The sequence below is a fragment of the Streptomyces sp. NPDC002870 genome, assembly GCF_042888505.1.
Taxonomy (GTDB): domain Bacteria; phylum Actinomycetota; class Actinomycetes; order Streptomycetales; family Streptomycetaceae; genus Streptomyces.
Genome location: NZ_JBIAPW010000033.1, coordinates 34,675 through 51,782, shown reverse-complemented (window position 1 = coordinate 51,782; position 17,108 = coordinate 34,675). Strand labels below are relative to the sequence as shown.

Annotated in this window: 18 protein-coding genes; 7 read left to right on the top strand and 11 right to left on the bottom strand. The window is 72.3% G+C overall.

The window, feature by feature from the left end; translation table 11 throughout:
- Nucleotides 1–37: 37 nt before the first annotated feature.
- The 6 genes from ACFYWY_RS30365 to ACFYWY_RS30340 are packed head-to-tail and all read left to right on the top strand — an operon-like array spanning nucleotide 38 to nucleotide 6,796.
- Entirely contained in the window at nucleotides 38–1,312 is a 1,275-nt protein-coding gene (locus ACFYWY_RS30365; protein ID WP_389192116.1) for an ADP-ribosylglycohydrolase family protein, read from the top strand.
- On the top strand, nucleotides 1,278–2,441 hold the full coding sequence (locus ACFYWY_RS30360; protein ID WP_389192007.1) for an ADP-ribosylglycohydrolase family protein: 1,164 nt from the start codon (nucleotides 1,278–1,280) through the stop codon (nucleotides 2,439–2,441). Before ACFYWY_RS30365 ends, ACFYWY_RS30360 begins: the two co-directional genes overlap by 35 nt.
- Nucleotides 2,438–3,913, top strand: a complete 1,476-nt coding sequence (locus ACFYWY_RS30355) for an ADP-ribosylglycohydrolase family protein (protein ID WP_389192004.1) — start codon at nucleotides 2,438–2,440, stop codon at nucleotides 3,911–3,913. Before ACFYWY_RS30360 ends, ACFYWY_RS30355 begins: the two co-directional genes overlap by 4 nt.
- A complete protein-coding gene (gene rbsK / locus ACFYWY_RS30350) occupies nucleotides 3,910–4,797 on the top strand; it encodes a ribokinase (RefSeq protein WP_389192001.1) in 888 nt (295 codons plus the stop codon). Before ACFYWY_RS30355 ends, rbsK begins: the two co-directional genes overlap by 4 nt.
- Nucleotides 4,794–5,999, top strand: a complete 1,206-nt coding sequence (locus ACFYWY_RS30345) for a CaiB/BaiF CoA transferase family protein (protein WP_389191998.1) — start codon at nucleotides 4,794–4,796, stop codon at nucleotides 5,997–5,999. The genes rbsK and ACFYWY_RS30345 overlap by 4 nt, the downstream gene beginning before the upstream one ends.
- Complete coding sequence (locus ACFYWY_RS30340; RefSeq protein ID WP_389191995.1) at nucleotides 5,996–6,796, top strand: HpcH/HpaI aldolase/citrate lyase family protein; 801 nt, start codon at nucleotides 5,996–5,998, stop codon at nucleotides 6,794–6,796. The genes ACFYWY_RS30345 and ACFYWY_RS30340 overlap by 4 nt, the downstream gene beginning before the upstream one ends.
- Nucleotides 6,797–6,936: 140 nt before the next feature.
- Here ACFYWY_RS30340 and lgt read toward each other — a convergent pair whose 3' ends face one another.
- From lgt to hisI, 11 genes are all read right to left on the bottom strand, one after another.
- Nucleotides 6,937–7,902 (bottom strand): prolipoprotein diacylglyceryl transferase, encoded by a 966-nt coding sequence (gene lgt, locus ACFYWY_RS30335; protein WP_389191993.1) that lies wholly within the window; start codon nucleotides 7,900–7,902, stop codon nucleotides 6,937–6,939.
- Nucleotides 7,903–8,040: 138 nt separating this feature from the next.
- The gene (locus tag ACFYWY_RS30330) at nucleotides 8,041–8,883 is read right to left on the bottom strand and encodes a DsbA family protein (protein WP_389191990.1); all 843 of its coding nucleotides are present in this window, start codon (nucleotides 8,881–8,883) and stop codon (nucleotides 8,041–8,043) included.
- A 63-nt stretch (nucleotides 8,884–8,946) separates the two neighbouring features.
- A complete protein-coding gene (gene trpA, locus ACFYWY_RS30325) occupies nucleotides 8,947–9,762 on the bottom strand; it encodes a tryptophan synthase subunit alpha (RefSeq protein ID WP_389191987.1) in 816 nt (271 codons plus the stop codon).
- Nucleotides 9,759–11,048 (bottom strand): tryptophan synthase subunit beta, encoded by a 1,290-nt coding sequence (trpB, locus tag ACFYWY_RS30320; RefSeq protein ID WP_389191985.1) that lies wholly within the window; start codon nucleotides 11,046–11,048, stop codon nucleotides 9,759–9,761. The genes trpA and trpB overlap by 4 nt, the downstream gene beginning before the upstream one ends.
- A gap of 526 nt (nucleotides 11,049–11,574) precedes the next feature.
- Nucleotides 11,575–11,847, bottom strand: coding sequence for a tryptophan biosynthesis modulator TrpM (gene trpM / locus ACFYWY_RS30315; protein ID WP_389191983.1), 273 nt, complete (start codon nucleotides 11,845–11,847; stop codon nucleotides 11,575–11,577).
- 8 nt (nucleotides 11,848–11,855) lie between these two features.
- Entirely contained in the window at nucleotides 11,856–12,665 is an 810-nt protein-coding gene (gene trpC / locus ACFYWY_RS30310; RefSeq protein WP_389191980.1) for an indole-3-glycerol phosphate synthase TrpC, read from the bottom strand.
- A 149-nt stretch (nucleotides 12,666–12,814) separates the two neighbouring features.
- The gene (locus ACFYWY_RS30305) at nucleotides 12,815–13,252 is read right to left on the bottom strand and encodes a DUF2752 domain-containing protein (RefSeq protein ID WP_389192113.1); all 438 of its coding nucleotides are present in this window, start codon (nucleotides 13,250–13,252) and stop codon (nucleotides 12,815–12,817) included.
- Nucleotides 13,253–13,386: 134 nt separating this feature from the next.
- Nucleotides 13,387–13,668 carry an HGxxPAAW family protein gene (locus ACFYWY_RS30300; protein ID WP_389191978.1) on the bottom strand — a complete coding sequence of 94 codons (282 nt, stop codon included), beginning with the start codon at nucleotides 13,666–13,668 and terminating at the stop codon, nucleotides 13,387–13,389.
- A gap of 140 nt (nucleotides 13,669–13,808) precedes the next feature.
- Nucleotides 13,809–14,456: a TIGR02234 family membrane protein gene (locus ACFYWY_RS30295; RefSeq protein WP_389191975.1), complete on the bottom strand. Its 648-nt coding sequence runs from the start codon at nucleotides 14,454–14,456 to the stop codon at nucleotides 13,809–13,811.
- A 17-nt stretch (nucleotides 14,457–14,473) separates the two neighbouring features.
- Nucleotides 14,474–15,991, bottom strand: coding sequence for an anthranilate synthase component I (locus ACFYWY_RS30290; RefSeq protein ID WP_389191972.1), 1,518 nt, complete (start codon nucleotides 15,989–15,991; stop codon nucleotides 14,474–14,476).
- Nucleotides 15,992–16,002: 11 nt separating this feature from the next.
- Nucleotides 16,003–16,368 (bottom strand): phosphoribosyl-AMP cyclohydrolase, encoded by a 366-nt coding sequence (hisI, locus tag ACFYWY_RS30285; RefSeq protein WP_389191969.1) that lies wholly within the window; start codon nucleotides 16,366–16,368, stop codon nucleotides 16,003–16,005.
- 84 nt (nucleotides 16,369–16,452) lie between these two features.
- Here hisI and ACFYWY_RS30280 point away from each other — a divergent pair, with 84 nt between their 5' ends.
- On the top strand, nucleotides 16,453–17,088 hold the full coding sequence (locus ACFYWY_RS30280) for a TIGR03085 family metal-binding protein (RefSeq protein WP_389191966.1): 636 nt from the start codon (nucleotides 16,453–16,455) through the stop codon (nucleotides 17,086–17,088).
- Nucleotides 17,089–17,108 lie beyond the last annotated feature (20 nt).

Genomic DNA, 17,108 nt, shown 5'->3' with positions numbered 1-17,108 from the left:
TGCCCCGGCAGCCCCGCCGCCGAGCACCGAGTCGGGCATGCCGCGACGCCCGGACACGGCGCGTGGCATCGCTCCCGAGAACCCGCCCGCGACGCGTAAAGCGCCGCGCGCCGTCGGCCGGGCCCCGGGCCTGCGCGCAGGCTCCGGGCGCCGTGGGCCGGCTCGGGGCATCGAAGGGCTGCTTCTCGGGCTCGCCGCGGGGGACGCCGCCGGGTGGCCTTCCGCGCGGCATCGCGCCGCGCGGATGCCCGAGTGGACCCGGCGGCTCACCCGTGAGCTCGACGACTTCGCCGAGCAGAACGCGACCACCACGCTGCCCGTCCCCATCGCCCTCAACCAGCCCCCCGAACCCCTCCGTCTCGGCCCCTCCGACGACGCCGAGTGGGCCGCCTTCGCCGCCGAGACCGTGCTCACCGCCGCCGGTGATCTCTTCGCCGGGCTCGCGCCCGGCCGCCGGATGCGCGCCGCCGTCGATCTCGCCTGGAATTCCCTCGCCAGCGAGGTCGCCGCGGCCGCCGACCGCGCCCCCGAGGTCGAGTCCGCCGTACTCCCCCTCCGCGCCCGGATCTCCGTACGCGCGGGGCTCGGCAATCTCGCCACCGGCCTCCGCCCGCCCGCCACCGGCCACGACAATCCGCACTTCTTCGACGACGCCGCCTGCGTACGCGCCGCCGTCCTCGCCGTCGTCCACCCCGGCGACCCGGCCGCCGCCGCCGCGCTCGCCGAGTTCGACGCGCGTTACAGCCAGGACGGCGACGGGGTGCACGGCGCCCGGGCCATGGCCGCCGCCGTGGCCGCGGCGCTCGGCGGCGCGCCGGTCGACGACGCCGTCGACGCCGCCCTCGCCGAACTCCCCGACGCCACCGAGATCGGCCGCAACGCCCGGCACGCCGTCAAGCTCGCCCGCGACGCCCACGGCGCCTTCGAACTCGTACCGCTCCTCGAGCACCAGATCGTCGACCACGTCTACAGCTACGGCATCGCCGCCGCAGAGACCGTCCCCGTCGCCCTCGCCGTCGCCACCGCCGCCCGCGGCCGGGTCTCGGAAGCCGTGCCCGCCGCCGCCTGTCTGTCCCGCGTCGCCGACTCCGCGCCCGCCCTCGCCGGCGCCCTGACCGGCGCACTCGGCGGCGGCGATGCCGTGCCCGCCACCTGGCGCGACGCCTGCCGCATTCTGGCCGGCTGCGCGCTCCCCCGGCTCGCCGGCACGGATCTCGTCGAACTCGCCGGGCTGCTCGCACACACGGAACTGACCGCCCCGGGTGGACAATTCCGGCATGACGACGACACTCGCGACGCTCACACTCGATGACCGGATCAGCGGCAGCCTGATCGGCGCGGCGGTCGGTGACGCGCTCGGCGGCCCGGTCGAGGGCTACACCCCGGAGCAGATCGTGGAGCGGCACGGCGGCCGCATCCACGGCATCGTCGGCCCGTGGCACGGCGACGACTGGCGCACCGCCCGCCCCATCGCGCCCTACCACAAGGGCGACGGACACGTCACCGACGACACCCTCATGACGCACGCGCTGATCCGCGTGTACACCACCGTCCGCGACCACCTCGACGCGTACGCGGTCGCCGACCATCTGGTCCCCGACCTGATCTCGAATCCCCGCTGGATTCCGGAGCTCGAGTCGGAGGCGCTCCCCGTGCATCGCGTCTTCCTCGCCGAGAAGTGGTTGGTGGCCCGCCTCCACTACGGGCACAACGACCCGCGCGAGGCGGGCGTCGGCAACATCGTCAACTGCGGCGCGGCGATGTACATGGCCCCGGTGGGCCTGGTCAACGCGGCGCATCCGGCCGCCGCCTACGCCGAGGCCATCGACATCGCGGGCGCGCACCAGTCCTCGTACGGACGTGAGGCGGCGGGCGTCTTCGCGGCGGCGGTCGCCGCGGCGTGCCTGCCCGACGCGACGCCCACGACGGTCGTGGACGAGGCTCTCTCGCTGGCCAAGGACGGCACGAGCGCGGCGATCGAGGCGGTGGCCGAAGTCGCCCCGCACCACACGGACTTCGAGTCGGCACTGGCCCCGCTCCGGACGGCCGTCGCCCCCTTCGACACGGTCGGGCCGGAATACCGCGCCCCGTCGCTGGCCGCCCGCCGGCCCTCCCGCCTGCACGCCATCGAGGAGCTCCCGATCGCCCTGGGCATGCTTCTGGTGGGCGACGGCGACTACCGCCGTACGGTCCTCGGAGCCGTCAACTACGGCCGCGACTGCGATTCGATCGCCACGATGGCAGGGGCGATCGCGGGCGCGCTCCACGGCGAGTCCGCGGTGCCGAGTGACTGGGCGAAGACGGTCGCCGAGGCCAGCCGCCTCGACCTGCACGCACCGGCGGCGGCGCTGACCGCGGTCACCCGCGAGGTCTTTGCCCGCGACACGACCCGCCGCCGCGCCCACGAATCGGCGTTCGCCCATATGACGGATCCGCGATGACCGGCCTCCGCCTCACCTGGGTCCAGCCGGAGGACCTGGTGTGCCACGAACTGCGCCAGGCGGACGAGGACGGCCGCGACACGACGGAGATCCGCACCCGCTGGGCACGCGCGGGCGGCCCCCTGTCCCCGCCGCGGGACGGAGCGTCTGCGTCACCGGCGTCCCCGGAGCTGAGGGCCCTGGCGTACGAGCTCCTGGACGAACTGGCCCTCCTCCCGTCCCCGTTGACGGAACAGGAGCCCACATCTCTCGCATCGATCAAGGCCGGCTGCCCGGCCTGGCCCACGCGCGAAGCGCCGAGCAGCCGGGGGCCCGGGGGCTCGCCCCCGGTTCCGGGATCTGGGTACTCCCCCTGGCTGCGCCGGAGGAACCCCCACCCGGGCGCGGCTCCGGGGGAGGGCGGGAGAGGGGAAAGACACCGCCCCGACGCCCTGCACGCCTCCTGGCTCGGCCGCGCCATCGGCTGTCTCCTCGGCAAGCCGGTCGAAAAGCTCCCCCTCAGCGCCATCCGCAGCCTCGCCCGCGCCACCGGCAACTGGCCCCTCCACACCTGGTTCACCGCCAAAGGCCTCCCCCAGGACCTCGCCGCCGCACACCCCTGGAATCGCCGGTCCGCCGGCACCTCACTCGCCGAGAACATCGACGGGATGCCCGAGGACGACGACCTCAACTACCCCCTCCTCAACCTGCTTCTCCTCCAGCGTCACGGGAAGGCGTTCACCACCGCCCAGCTCGCCCAGCTCTGGCTCGACGAACTCCCGGCCGGCCGTACCTTCACCGCCGAGCGCGTCGCCTTCCGCAATCTCCTCTCCGGCGTCGAACCCCCGCTCACGGCCGGCCACCGCAACCCCTTCCGGGAGTGGATCGGCGCCGCCATCCGCGCCGATGTGCACGGCTGGACGCACCCCGGCGACCCCGCCGCCGCCGCCGCGCAGGCCCATCGCGACGCGTCGCTCACCCACACCGCGAACGGCGTCTACGGCGCGATGTTCATCGCGGCCGCCATCGCCGCCGCGGCCGGCGGCCGGAGCGACGTCCACCAGTGTCTGCGGACCGGCCTCGCCGTCGTCCCCCCGCGCTCCCGGCTCGCCGAGGCCATCCGCCTCGGCATCGACACCGCCCGCGCGGAACCCGAATTCGACACCGTCGTGGACCGCCTCCACACCGCCCTCGGCCACCACCACTGGGTCCACGTCATCCCCAACGCAGCCCTCCTCTCCGCCGCCCTCACCCACGCCGACGGCGATTTCACCGGCTCCGTCTGCCGTGCCGTCTCCGGGGGCTGGGACACCGATTCCAACGGCGCGACCGCCGGCTCCATCGCCGGCCTGCTCGCCGGCCACCCCGCCGCGATCCCCGACCGCTGGAGCACCCCCCTCAAGAACCGTCTCGCCACCTCCGTCGCCGGCTTCGACGGCATCGGCTTCGACACCCTCGCCCACCTCACGCACCAGGAGGCAGTCCGCCCATGACCGGCATCGCGGTGCTCGGCAGCACCAACATGGACCTCGTCGCGTACGTCTCGCACGCGCCGAAACGCGGAGAGACCGTCACCGGGAGGGAGTTCCGTACGATCCCCGGCGGCAAGGGCGCCAACCAGGCCGTCGCCGCGGCCCGCGCAGGCGGCGACGTCGCGATGATCGGCGCGGTCGGCTCGGACGACTTCGGCGTACGGCTGCGGCACACGCTCGAATCGTCCGGCGTCGGCACCGACCTTCTGCGCACCGCGGAAGGCCCCTCCGGCACCGCGCACATCGTCGTCGACGACGAAGGCGCCAACTCGATCGTCGTGATCCCCGGCGCGAACGGCACCGTCACCTCCCTCGCCCCCGGCGACGAGGCCCTCATCGCCGGGTCCAGCGCGCTGCTCCTCCAGCTCGAACTCCCCCTGAGCGCCGTGCTCGACGGCGCAGAAGCCGCGCGCCGGCACGGTGTACGGACCGTCCTCACCCCCGCCCCCGCGCAACCCCTTCCCCCCGAACTCCTCGCCGTCACCGACCTGTTGGTGCCCAATGAGCACGAGGCGGCCACCCTCGCCGGGGTCGCCGACCCGCACATGGCCGCCGCGGCGCTGCTGCGTCAGGTCCCCGAGGTCGTGATCACGCTCGGCTCGGCGGGCAGCCTGTACGCGGCCAGGGGCGCGGACCCCGTCAGCGTGCCCGCGCCCCGCGTACGGGCCGTCGACACGACCGGCGCCGGCGACACCTTCGTCGGCGCCCTCGCCGTCGCGCTCGTCGAGGGCCGGCCGGTACAACAGGCCCTCACCTGGGCCTCGGCCGCCGCCGCCCTGTGCGTGCAGCGCCCCGGCGCCTCCACCTCCATGCCGTACCGCTCAGAGATCGACGACGCCTCATGACCCTCACTCCCCCGCCGGCCGCTCCCCTCTCCGGCCTGCGCGTCCTCGATCTGGCCACTCTCTTCGCGGGCCCGCTCGCCGCCACCATGCTCGGCGACTTCGGCGCGGAGGTCATCAAGGTCGAGCACCCCACCCGGCCCGATCCCTCCCGGGGCCACGGCCCCGACAAGGACGGCGTCGGCCTGTGGTGGAAGCTGCTCGGCCGCAACAAGCGCACCCTCACCCTCGATCTGTCCACCCCCGGCGGCCACGAGACCCTCCTCCGTCTCGCGAAAACCGCCGACGTGATCATCGAGAACTTCCGTCCCGGCACCCTGGAGAAGTGGCAGCTCGGCTGGGAGGAGCTGAGCACGGCCAACCCCCGCCTCGTGCTGACCCGCGTCACCGGCTTCGGACAGTTCGGCCCCTACTCCCACCGGCCCGGCTTCGGCACCCTCGCCGAGGCGATGAGCGGCTTCGCCTCCATCACCGGCGAGCCCGACGGTCCGCCCACCCTCCCTCCGTTCGGCCTCGCCGACTCGATCGCGGCGCTCGCCACCGCGTACGCCGTCATGACCGCGCTCACCGCCCGCACCGCCACCGGCCGCGGCCAGGTCGTCGACATGGCGATCATCGAGCCGATCCTGACCGTGCTCGGCCCGCAGCCCCTCTGGTACGACCAGACCGGGTACGTACAGGCACGGACCGGCAACCGCTCCTGCAACAACGCCCCGCGCAACACCTACCGCACGGCCGACGGCTCCTGGCTGGCCGTCTCCACCTCCGCCCAGTCCATCGCCGAACGCGTCATGCAGCTGGTCGGCCGCCCGGACCTGGTCGACGAGCCGTGGTTCAGCACCGGCAGCGGCCGTGCCGAGCACGCCGACGTACTCGACGAGGCGGTCGGCGGCTGGATCGCCGGCTGCACCCGCGCCGAAGCCATGGCCGCCTTCGAGAAGGCAGAAGCGGCGATCGCTCCGATCTACGACATCCGTGACGTCTTGGAAGACCCCCAATACCAAGCGCTCGGCACCATCGCCGAGGTCCCCGACCCCGAACTCGGCACTCTTCGGATGCAGAACGTCCTCTTCCGGCTCTCCGAGACCCCCGGTGCCATCCGCTGGGCGGGCCGCCCGCACGGCGCCGACACGGACGACGTCCTCACCGAACTCGGCCTGTCCCGCGCCGAAATCACCGCTCTGCGCACCCAGGGCGCCCTATGACCACCCCCCTCACCTGGCTGTACGCCCCCGGGGACCGGCCCGAGGTCGTGCACAAGGCCCTCGCCTCCAACGCCGACGTCGTGATCGTCGACCTGGAGGATGCCGTGTCCCCCGACCGCAAGAAGTACGCCCTGGCCGCCACGGCCGAACTTCTCGCTTCCCCCCAGACGCTTCCGGTCCATGTCCGCATCAACACCCCCCATGATCTCGAGGCCCTGACCCCGCTCCCCGGCCTCTGTGCTCTGCGTATCCCCAAGGTCGCACACGCCACTGACATCCGGCGGATCGCGGCCCGCGCCCCCGGCGTCCCCCTCTATGCGCTCCTCGAATCCGCCCTCGCCATCGAGCACGCGTACGCCATCGCCACCGCACACCCCGCCGTCCACGGCATCGCCATCGGCGAGGCCGACCTCCGCGCCGACCTCGGCATACGGGACGGCACCGGCCTCGACTGGCCGCGCACCCGCATCGTGGTCGCCGCCCGCGCGGCCGGTCTCGCGCCCCCGGTCCAGTCCGTCTTCCCCGACATCCGCGACCTGGACGCCCTCTACGCCTCCTGCACCCACGGCCGCGCTCTCGGCTTCCTGGGCCGGGCGGCCATCCACCCCCGCCAGCTCCCGGTCATCGAGCGGGCGTTCCGCCCCACGCCCGAGGAGATCGAAGCGGCGGAGGAGGTCGTCAAGGCGGCCGCAACTGACGAGGGCGCGCTGGCCCTGCCGGACGGCCGCTTCGTGGACGCCGCGATCGTGGCCGCGGCGCAGCGGACCCTCGCCCTCGCGCGACGCGAGGGCGGATAGGAACGGAGGAGCACAGGGAGCGGAGGAGCCGCGTAACGCACGAGGCCGCCGGGACCCTCTCGGTCCCGGCGGCCTCGTCACGCGAGTCATGCAGGTTGCGCGAGTCGCGCAAGTCGCGCGAGCCTCACAGATGCCCGCGGTCAGCCCTTCTTGGCCGACTCCGCGTCCGCGCCCGAGTCGTCCGCGGCGCTCTCGTCCCCGTACGCCGGGTCCGTCGCCAGGTCCTTCGCCGGGTCGCCCGCGGCGTCGTCCGCCTCCGGCTTCGCAGCCGCCGCCTTCGCCGACTTGTCGGGCCTCTCCGGCTCGACGATCTCCTCGCGCCCGGGCCGCACCCGCGCCGAGATCACCATGTACGTCACCGCCAGCACGAAGACGATGATCGAGGTCCACACATTGAGGCGCAGCCCCAGCACGTGGTGCGCCTCGTCGACCCGCATGTACTCGATCCAGGCCCGGCCCACGCAGTACGAGGCGACGTACAGCGCGAACGCCCGGCCGTGTCCCAGCTTGAAGCGCCGGTCGGCCCAGATGACCAGCAGCGCGACACCGATGCACCACAGGGACTCGTACAGGAACGTCGGGTGGTAGAGGCCCGCCTCGCGGTTCGTACCCTCGGTGATCTCGAGGGCCCACGGCAGATCCGTCGGCCTGCCGTACAGCTCCTGGTTGAACCAGTTGCCCCAGCGGCCGATCGCCTGCGCTATGGCGATGGCGGGCGCGAGGGCGTCCGCCCAGGCCGGCAGCGGGATTCCGCGGCGGCGGCAGCCGATCCAGGCGCCGACCGCGCCCAGCGCGATCGCGCCCCAGATACCGAGGCCGCCCTCCCAGATCTTGAAGGCGTCGACCCAGTTCTCACCCTCGCTGAAGTACAGCTGGTAGTCGGTGATCACGTGGTACAGCCGGCCGCCGACGAGGCCGAAGGGCACCGCCCAGACGGCGATGTCGGCCACGGTGCCGGCCTTGCCGCCGCGAGCGATCCAGCGCCTGTTGCCGTACCAGACGGCCGCGAAGACACCGATGATGATGCAGAAGGCATAGCCGCGCAGCGGGAGCGGTCCGAGGTGGATCACTCCGGTCGACGGACTGGGAATGTAGGCAATATCCATGGCAGGACCGACGCTACCCTGCCGGGTGGGACGCACGGCAACCCACCCGGCAACGTATGGATAACGAGCCGCACCCCGGGCGTACGTCGATATACACCGATGTGTGCCGATGTACGCCGGGAGGCCGCCCGGAAGCCGTCAGGAGGAGGCCGGGGCGCCCGGACTCGGCGTGGACCGGTCGGTGCCCGGCTTCTTGCCCTTGTTCGCCTCTTCGACCCACTTCTTGAAGTTGGCGACGGAGATCTGCTCAGTGCCCTTCTGCGGGAAGACGGACTCCCCGTTGAGCAGCACGGTCGGGGTACCGCGGAAGCCGCCATTCTTGAAGGCGGTGTTCGACTTGGCCACCCAGCTGTTGTGCTTGCCTTCCTCCACACAGCTGCGGAATTCGGGGGTGTCCAGGCCCTGGACCTTGCCCGCGAGCTCGACCAGCTTGCTGTTGTCTGCGAAGGCGTCGTCCGTCTCCGGCGGCTGGTTCTGATACAGAACGTCGTGGTACGGGACGAACTTCCCTACGTCCTGCGCGCACGCCGCGGCGTTCGCCGCGTGCAGCGAGCCGCTGCCGCCCATGTTCCCGTCGATGATGGTGGCGAGGTGGTACTCGATCTTGAGCTTCCCCGCCTGCTCCAGCTCATGGATGGTGTCCCGGAAGCCGTTCTCGAAAGCGGCGCAGGCCGGGCAGCGGAAGTCCTCCCACACCGTGAGCGTGGACGGGGCGTCGCTCGCGCCCACCGGGATCGAGAGCTGGTCCTTGCCCTGCACGCCCGCGGGCGCGAGGAGCGGACCGGCGTCCGAGCCGCCGTCCTTCTTCTTCCCGGCGTTCGCGGCGATCACGCCGACGACGGCGGCGAGGCCGAGGACGCCGACCACCGCGGCGGAGACGATCAGCAGCCGCCGTCGTTTCTCACGGGCCTTCTCCGACTCACGTTTCTGTTGGAGCCGCTCGCGCGCGGTCCGCTTCCGTTCCTGGTTCTTCTCGCTCACATCCCGCAAACGAACCGGGGAGGCATGTGCATGCCTCCCCGGTCCCAGATCCACCCTTATGGGCTACGCGGTCCGGCGCACGCCTTCGGCGAGCTCGGCCGCCAGTTCCCGTACCGCCACCAGACCCGCGGCCCGGTCAGGTGCGTCGAGGAGCAGCTTGACGAACGCGGACCCGACGATCACGCCGTCCGCGAAGGAGGCGACCTCGGCGGCCTGCCCGGGGTTGGAGACGCCGAGGCCGACGCAGACCGGCAGTTCGGTGGTGGCGCGGGTGCGCCGCACCAGGTCCTGGGCCTGCGCGCCCACCGACTCGCGGGTGCCGGTCACGCCCATCAGCGAAGCCGCGTACACAAAGCCGGAACCGACCGCCGTGATCTTCGCCAGCCGGGCGTCCTTGCTGCTCGGCGCGACGACGAAGACAGTGGCGAGGCCGTGCTTCTCAGCGTGCTCGCGCCACACTCCGGACTCCTCGACCGGCAGGTCGGGCAGGATGCAGCCGGCCCCGCCCGCATCGGCGAGCTCGGCGGTGAAGCGCTCGATGCCGTAGCGGTCGATCGGATTCCAGTACGTCATCACGAGGACCGGCTTGCCGGTGGCCTCGTGCGCCTCACGGACCGTACGCATTACATCGGCGATCTTGACGCCGCCGCGCAGGGCGATGTCGTCGGCGGTCTGGATGACGGGGCCGTCGAGGACGGGGTCGCTGTGCGGCAGCCCGACCTCGACCACGTCCGCGCCGCCTTCCAAGACGGCCTTGACGGCCTCGATCCCGCCGTCGACGGTCGGAAAGCCGGCCGGCAGGTAGGCGATGAGCGCGGCCCGGTTCTCGGACCTCGCCGCCGCCAGAGTGTCGCTCAGCAGCTGAATGTTTCCGCTCACTTGGCGTCCCCCTCGATCTCGGCGATCTCGCCGGCCGCGTCGGCCTCGACTGTGGCCGCGTCCGTTTCGTACAGCCCGAAGTAACGGGCGGCCGTGTCCATGTCCTTGTCGCCGCGGCCGGACAGATTGACGAGGATCAGCCCTTCCTTGCCCAGCTCCTTGCCGATCTCCAGCGCACCGGCCAGCGCGTGCGCGGACTCGATGGCCGGGATGATGCCCTCCGTACGCGACAGCAGGCGCAGTGCCTGCATGGCGTCGGCGTCGGTCACCGCGCGGTATTCGCCCCGGCCGCTGTCCTTGAGGTACGAGTGCTCCGGGCCGATGCCCGGATAGTCGAGCCCGGCCGAGATCGAGTACGGCTCGGTGATCTGGCCCTCCTCGTCCTGCAGGACGTACGAGCGCGAGCCGTGCAGGATGCCGGGCTCACCCGCGGTCAGGGTGGCCGCGTGCTCGCCCGAGTCGATGCCGTGACCTGCGGGCTCGCAGCCGATGAGGCGTACGGCGGCGTCGGGGATGAACGCGTGGAACAGCCCGATCGCGTTGGACCCGCCGCCGACGCAGGCGACGGCCGCGTCGGGGAGGCGTCCTGCGCGCTCCAGGATCTGTCGGCGGGCCTCTACCCCGATGACCCGGTGGAAGTCGCGGACCATGGCGGGGAAGGGGTGCGGGCCCGCGACCGTACCGAAGAGGTAGTGGGTGTGGTCGACATTGGCGACCCAGTCGCGGAACGCCTCGTTGATGGCGTCCTTCAGCGTGCGGCTGCCGGACTTCACCGGGATGACCTCGGCGCCGAGCATCCGCATCCGGGCCACGTTCAGGGCCTGGCGCTGGGTGTCGATCTCGCCCATGTAGATGGTGCACTCGAGGCCGAAGAGCGCGCAGGCGGTCGCGGTCGCGACGCCGTGCTGGCCGGCGCCGGTCTCTGCGATGACCCGGGTCTTGCCCATGCGCTTGGTGAGCAGCGCCTGGCCCAGCACGTTGTTGATCTTGTGCGAGCCGGTGTGGTTGAGGTCCTCCCGCTTCAGGAAGACCCGCGCCCCGCCGGCGTGCTCGGCGAACCGGGGCACCTCGGTGAGGGCGCTGGGGCGGCCCGTGTAGTTGACCATCAGGTCATTGAGCTCGGCGACGAAGGCGGGGTCGGTCTTGGCCTTGTCGTACTCGACGGCGACCTCGTCGACCGCGGCGACGAGCGCCTCGGGGATGAACTTGCCGCCGAAGGCGCCGAAGTAGCCCTCGGCGCTGGGAATTTGACCCTCCGGGTCCGGGATGAAGAAGTCGCTCGACATGCGACGTGCTCCTTGTCGGGGCGGTTGCCCCAGATGTCTGGTGTGCAGGGACACGGTATGCGTGCGCGATCGGCGGGTCTTTCCCCCACCCCGCCCCATCCCGTAACTGGGGGCAAGCCCCCAGACCCGTCCCCAACGCCCTGCGGGCGTGGGGACCCCCGGTACGCCCTTCGGGCGTGTCCTCAATCTCCCCCCAGACTTCGTCCGGGGGGACCCCCAACAGGCTTGATTTCCGCCGGCCCGGCGGAAACTCAAGCCCCGCCGACGATTGAGGCGCGGGGTCCGGGGCGGAGCCCGGAAACCAAGCCTCGCCGGGTCTGGGGCGGAGCCCCGGAAACCAAGCCCCGGCCGGCGTTTGAGGCGCGGGGTCCGGGGCGGAGCCCGGAAACCAAGCCCCGCCGGCGATTGAGGCGCGGGGTCCGGGGCGGAGCCCGGAAACCAAGCCCCGCCGGCGTTTTAGGCGCGGGGTCCGGGGCGGAGCCCCGGTTGGGAAGGGGCAGCGGGGGAAACCCCCCGCCGCAGCGGCCTAGCGGCCTTCGCGCGCGCGGTCCTCACGCCATCGCATTCCGTTGACCTGGCCCGGCTCGGAGCCGATCACATACCGCACCCGGCGGCCGTGCACCCGGCGGGCCGGGGCCCGGCAGCCGCGGGGCTTGCAGCCTCTGGCCAGCCGCGCGTACCGGTCGCCCGCGGCGGCGAGCGCCGCTCCGCGGGGAGCCTTGACCGTCCTGCACACGTCGCCCGACGCCGGACGCGTCGGCGTCCGGTACTGCGGGGCCACAAGGCCGAGGGCGGTCATGGGGTCGGTCAGCTCCGCCCGTGACGCAGTGCCGGGTGCGCGCCCGCGGCGACCAGGTCGGCAACCGCCGACTTCGGGTCGCGGCCGGTGACCAGGGACTCGCCGACCAGCACCGCGTCGGCGCCCGCGTTCGCGTAGGCGATCAGGTCGTGCGGACCGCGCACACCGGACTCGGCGATCTTGACGATGTGCGCCGGAATCTCGGGGGCGACCCGCTCGAACGTCGAGCGGTCGACCTGCAGCGTCTTCAGATCGCGGGCGTTCACGCCGATGATCTTCGCTCCGGCCTCCACCGCGCGCTCGACCTCGTCCTCGTCGTGCACCTCGACCAGGGGCGTGAGCCCGATCGACTCGGCGCGCTCGATCAGCGAGACCAGGGCTTCCTGCTCCAGCGCGCCGACGATCAGCAGGATGAGGTCGGCGCCGTACGCCCTGGCCTCCCACAGCTGGTACGCGGTGACGATGAAGTCCTTGCGCAGCACCGGGATGTCCACCCTGGCGCGGACGGCTTCGAGGTCGGCGAGCGAGCCGCCGAAGCGGCGCTGCTCGGTCAGTACGGAGATGACGGCCGCGCCACCCGCCTCGTAATCGGCGGCGAGCCCGGCCGGGTCGGCGATCGCGGCCAGTGCGCCCTTCGACGGGCTGGAGCGCTTGACCTCGCAGATCACATGGACGCCCTCGCCACGCAGCGCGGCGACGCCGTCCTTGGCCGCAGGAGCCTTGGCGGCGCGCTCCTTGAGCTCGTCGAGGCTCACACGCGCCTGCCGCTCTGCGAGGTCGGCGCGAACGCCTTCGATGATCTCGTCGAGCACACTCACGCGAGCGGCCCCCTTCCGGACGGTTCAGATGGATCAGGATCAGCCATGTCGATGGTATCCGCAGGACGGCCCGGGCCTCGCATCCGGTTGACGCCCGTCCCACTACCTGGGACTTTGCGGGTCCGGGGTCGTCCCCCGGACGGACACGGTCAAGGCGCGAGCGCAGAGCCGAAGGGCAGGTTCCGGATCACGCTGAAGACCAGGAGCAGACCACCGAGCGACCACCACCACACCGGCGCGACGGCGGTCCGCAGGGGCACGCCCCGTACGGCGTGAATCAGCCACACCACCCACACTACGGCGAAGATTCCGTAGCCCGCGACGGCCATGGCATTGGCCCCCAGGGCGGTGGTCAGATCGCCGTGGATGAAGGCGTGGGCGCTGCGCAGCCCGCCACAGCCCGGGCAGTAGATCCCGGTGAAGCGGAGCAGCGGGCAGACCGGGTAGTGGCCCGGTTCGTTGGGATCGACCGTGCCGACATACGCGAAGGCCGCGGCGACCCCGGCGAGGGTGGCCAGGGGCGTCGCCAGTCGCCGTGCGAGCGGGGCGGGGCCGGGCTCACGGGCGGGTGCGGCGGAGGAAGGCATGGCGTCCACCCCGTGATTGTCTCCGTTGATACGGAAGGGCGCATACGGAAAATGCGGCTGCCCGAAGGCGCACACGGAGAGGCGCAACCCGGCAACGCTGGGCTGCGCCTCGCAGCGTGGAGCCTACGGCAGCGTCAGGAGGACGCCTGCGCCGTGGCGGGCTGGGCCGTGGCGACCTGCGTCTGACCCGCCTGCGACCTCGCCCGTACCTGGGCCTCCGACTCCTTCGGCATGCCGAGCCCGGCGGCCTTCATGGCCATGCCGACGACGCCGCCGAGGATGATCACGGCCATTCCGGCCCAGAAGCCGAGCGGATTGGCCGCCACCATGAAGACGCCCGCGACACAGAAGCCGATGAAGGCGATGGTGACACCGGTCCAGGCGGCCGGGGTGTGTCCGTGGCTGCTGCCCGCCATAGGTTTGCTCCTTGTTGATGCTCTGCAGAATGCTCTGCTGACTGCGCTGCTGACTGCTCTGTGGCGAGCTTCCGCTCTCCCCTTAGCCGGATGCTCACGGGCCATTGTCCCGTACGCCGGAACATGCTCCGCTCTGGGGGTCACGCTTCCCGCGTCGGGTCCTCACCGCGGTCCAGGGCCTTCCACAGGTCCTCGGGCCGGTCCGGGTCCACGACCGGGGCCTTGCGGGGCCGGGGGGTGCCGTCGCGCTCGTACCGGCCGGACATCGTGGGCCACTGCCTGCCGTAGCGCAGCGCGAGCAGGCCCGCGAGCAGGATCAGCAGGCCGCCGGCCACGGTCACATAGGGCCAGGCGGTATGGGTGAGCGCCTCGACCGTGGCGGCCGCGTCGCCCGTGGTCTTCGCCGCCTTCTCGTCGAGGGCCGTGCTGTCGGAGGCCCCGAGGAAGGCGGCGAGCGCCGCGCCCGCGCCGCTCAGGGCGAGCAGTGCGGCGACGAGCAGCCGGCCCGCGCTGCGGACCGCGAAGACGGCGACGAGGGCGGCCAGACCGACGATGGCGAGCGCCGTCGGCACACCGGTGACATCGCCGCCGTCGGCGTCGAGCGGCAGCGTGCCGCCGCCGACGGCTGCCGTGCCCTCGGCCCAGACCTGGCCGGCGGCGAGCAGTACGACGGTGGCGCCGACGGCGCCGAGGAACAGGGCAGCGGCGAGGCTGCGGCGGCTGCCGGTGGCGGCGGATGCCGATGGGGCACGGGGCTGGGGTACGGGTACAGCGCTCACGCACCCCACTATCCCTTACCGCCCAGTCAGCTGTTGAGGCGGTTCGCGGTATGTACGGCGCGGAGCACCGCGGCCGCCTTGTTGCGGCACTCGGTGTCCTCGGCGACCGGGTCCGAGTCGGCCACGACCCCCGCTCCGGCCTGCACGAACGCCGTGCCGTCGCGCAGCAGCGCGGTACGGATGGCGATCGCGGTGTCGGAGTCACCGGCGAAGTCGAGGTAGCCGACGCAGCCGCCGTACAGTCCGCGCCGCGAGGGCTCGAGCTCGTCGATGATCTGCATCGCGCGCGGCTTGGGGGCGCCGGAGAGGGTGCCGGCGGGGAAGCAGGCCGTCAGCACGTCGAAGGCGGTACGGCCCTCGGCGACCTGGCCGGTCACCGTCGAGACGATGTGCATGACGTGGGAGTACCGCTCGATCGACATGAAGTCGACGACCTCGACGCTGCCGGGCTCGCAGACCCGGCCCAGGTCGTTGCGGCCGAGGTCGACCAGCATCAGGTGCTCGGCGCGCTCCTTGGGGTCGGCCATCAGCTCGTCGGCGAGCGCCTGGTCCTCCTGCGGGGTGGCGCCGCGCGGCCGGGTCCCGGCGATGGGGTGGACCATGGCGTGCCCGTCCTCGACCTTGACGAGCGCCTCGGGGCTGGAACCGACGACATCGAAGCCATGGAGGCGGAAGAGGTACATGTACGGGCTGGGGTTGGTGGCCCGCAGCACGCGGTAGACGTCCAACGCGCTTGCCGTACAAGGGGTTTCGAACCTCTGGGAGGGCACGACCTGGAAGGCCTCGCCGGCCCGGATGCGCTCCTTGATGTCCTCGACGGCGTCCTGGTAGTCCTCGCCGCCCCACAGCGCGGAGAACTCCGGCAGCTCGGAGGGCGGCAGCACGGCGGGAGCGGACGCCAGCGGCCGGGTCAGATCGGCCTCCATGGCGTCCAGGCGCGCGACGGCGTCGGCGTATGCCTCGTCGACCCCGGTGTCGAGGTCGTTGTGGTTGATCGCGTTGGCGATCAGCAGGACGGTGCCGTCCCAGTGGTCGAGCACGGCGAGGTCGGAGGTGAGCAGCATGGTCAGCTCGGGGAGCTTCAGGTCGTCGCGCTCGCCGGGGCCGATCTTCTCCAGCCTGCGGACGATGTCGTACCCGAGATAGCCGACCATGCCGCCGGTGAAGGGCGGCATTCCGGAGGCGAGGCCGTGCGTGGGGGAACCTCCCACGCCGCTGGGTGTAGGGGGGGTGTGCAGGGCCTCGACTGTGGCGCGCAGGGCCTGCAGGGGGTCGCCGTCGACCGGGACGCCGACCGGCGGCGTGCCCAGCCAGTGCACCTGGCCGTCGCGTTCGGTGAGGGTCGCGTCGGAGCGTACGCCGATGAAGGAGTACCGGGACCAGGAGCGGCCGTTCTCGGCGGACTCCAGCAGGAAGGTGCCTTCGCGCTCGCCGGCGAGCTTGCGGTAGAGCCCTACCGGGGTGTCGCCGTCGGCGAGGAGCTTGCGGCTGACGGGGATGACACGGCGGTCGGCGGCGAGCTTGCGGAAGGTGTCGAGATCCATGGCGTCCGACCCTACTGGCCCAGCGGGAGTACGTCGGCGTCGAAGCAGGTACGGTCCCCGGTGTGGCAGGCGGCTCCGACCTGGTCGACCTTGACGAGGACCGCGTCTGCGTCACAGTCCAGAGCGACGGCCTTGACGTACTGGACGTGGCCGGATGTGTCGCCCTTGACCCAGTACTCCTGGCGGCTGCGGGACCAGTAGGTGCAGCGGCCGGTGGTCAGGGTTCGGTGCAGGGCCTCGTCGTCCATCCACCCGAGCATCAGCACCTCACCGGTGTCGTACTGCTGGGCGATGGCCGGAACCAGGCCGTCGGCGCTGCGCCTGAGGCGGGCGGCGACGGCGGGATCGAGGGAGCTGGCGGGGACACTGCTGGTCATACGGCCATTGTGCCGTGCCCGGCGGGTGCGGCGGGCGGTGCGTCCACTGGGCGGACCCGGTGTGGCCGCCGTAGGCTGGGGAGCATGTCGACCCATGCCAAGCGTGAACGACTTCTGCTCGCCGACCTGTTGGAGACGGCGGGCCCCGATGCTCCGACTCTGTGCGAGGGCTGGAAGACCCGCGATCTGGCCTCCCATGTGGTGGTGCGAGAGCGGCGGATGGACGCTGCGGGCGGGATTCTGCTCGGCGCGCTGAAGGACCGGCTGGAACGGGTCCAGGCGGAGTTCGCATCGAAGCCGTACGAGGAGCTGATCCAGCTGATCCGTACGGGCCCGCCGCGGATGTCTCCGTACGGGATCAAGCAGCTCGACGAGGCGGCCAACACCGTCGAGTTCTATGTGCACGCCGAGGACGTGCGGCGGGCCGAGCCGGACTGGACGCCGCGGGAGCTGGACCGGGTCTTCGAGGACGCCCTGTGGTCGCGTCTCGAGAAGGCGGCCAGGCTGCTGGGCAGAAAGGCGCCGGTCGGGCTCGTGCTGCGGCGTACGAACGGGCAGACGGCGGTCGCCCACCGCGGCACCCCGGTGGTGACGGTGACCGGGGAGCCGGGTGAGCTGACGATGTTCGCCTTCGGGCGGCGGGACGTGGCGCGGGTGGAGCTGGAGGGCGACAAGGAGGCGATCGCGCGGCTGCGCGAGGCCGAGGCGTTCGGGATGTAGGTCACCCGTACGCACCCGTA

Coding starts and splice junctions, on each gene's coding strand:
- ACFYWY_RS30365 (WP_389192116.1), top strand. CDS start 38: ATGCCGCGACGCCCGGACACGGCGCGTGGCATCGCTCCCGAGAACCCG.
- ACFYWY_RS30360 (WP_389192007.1), top strand. CDS start 1,278: ATGACGACGACACTCGCGACGCTCACACTCGATGACCGGATCAGCGGC.
- ACFYWY_RS30355 (WP_389192004.1), top strand. CDS start 2,438: ATGACCGGCCTCCGCCTCACCTGGGTCCAGCCGGAGGACCTGGTGTGC.
- rbsK (WP_389192001.1), top strand. CDS start 3,910: ATGACCGGCATCGCGGTGCTCGGCAGCACCAACATGGACCTCGTCGCG.
- ACFYWY_RS30345 (WP_389191998.1), top strand. CDS start 4,794: ATGACCCTCACTCCCCCGCCGGCCGCTCCCCTCTCCGGCCTGCGCGTC.
- ACFYWY_RS30340 (WP_389191995.1), top strand. CDS start 5,996: ATGACCACCCCCCTCACCTGGCTGTACGCCCCCGGGGACCGGCCCGAG.
- lgt (WP_389191993.1), bottom strand. CDS start 7,902: ATGGATATTGCCTACATTCCCAGTCCGTCGACCGGAGTGATCCACCTC.
- trpB (WP_389191985.1), bottom strand. CDS start 11,048: ATGTCGAGCGACTTCTTCATCCCGGACCCGGAGGGTCAAATTCCCAGC.
- trpM (WP_389191983.1), bottom strand. CDS start 11,847: ATGACCGCCCTCGGCCTTGTGGCCCCGCAGTACCGGACGCCGACGCGT.
- ACFYWY_RS30305 (WP_389192113.1), bottom strand. CDS start 13,252: ATGCCTTCCTCCGCCGCACCCGCCCGTGAGCCCGGCCCCGCCCCGCTC.
- ACFYWY_RS30300 (WP_389191978.1), bottom strand. CDS start 13,668: ATGGCGGGCAGCAGCCACGGACACACCCCGGCCGCCTGGACCGGTGTC.
- ACFYWY_RS30290 (WP_389191972.1), bottom strand. CDS start 15,991: ATGGATCTCGACACCTTCCGCAAGCTCGCCGCCGACCGCCGTGTCATC.
- hisI (WP_389191969.1), bottom strand. CDS start 16,368: ATGACCAGCAGTGTCCCCGCCAGCTCCCTCGATCCCGCCGTCGCCGCC.
- ACFYWY_RS30280 (WP_389191966.1), top strand. CDS start 16,453: ATGTCGACCCATGCCAAGCGTGAACGACTTCTGCTCGCCGACCTGTTG.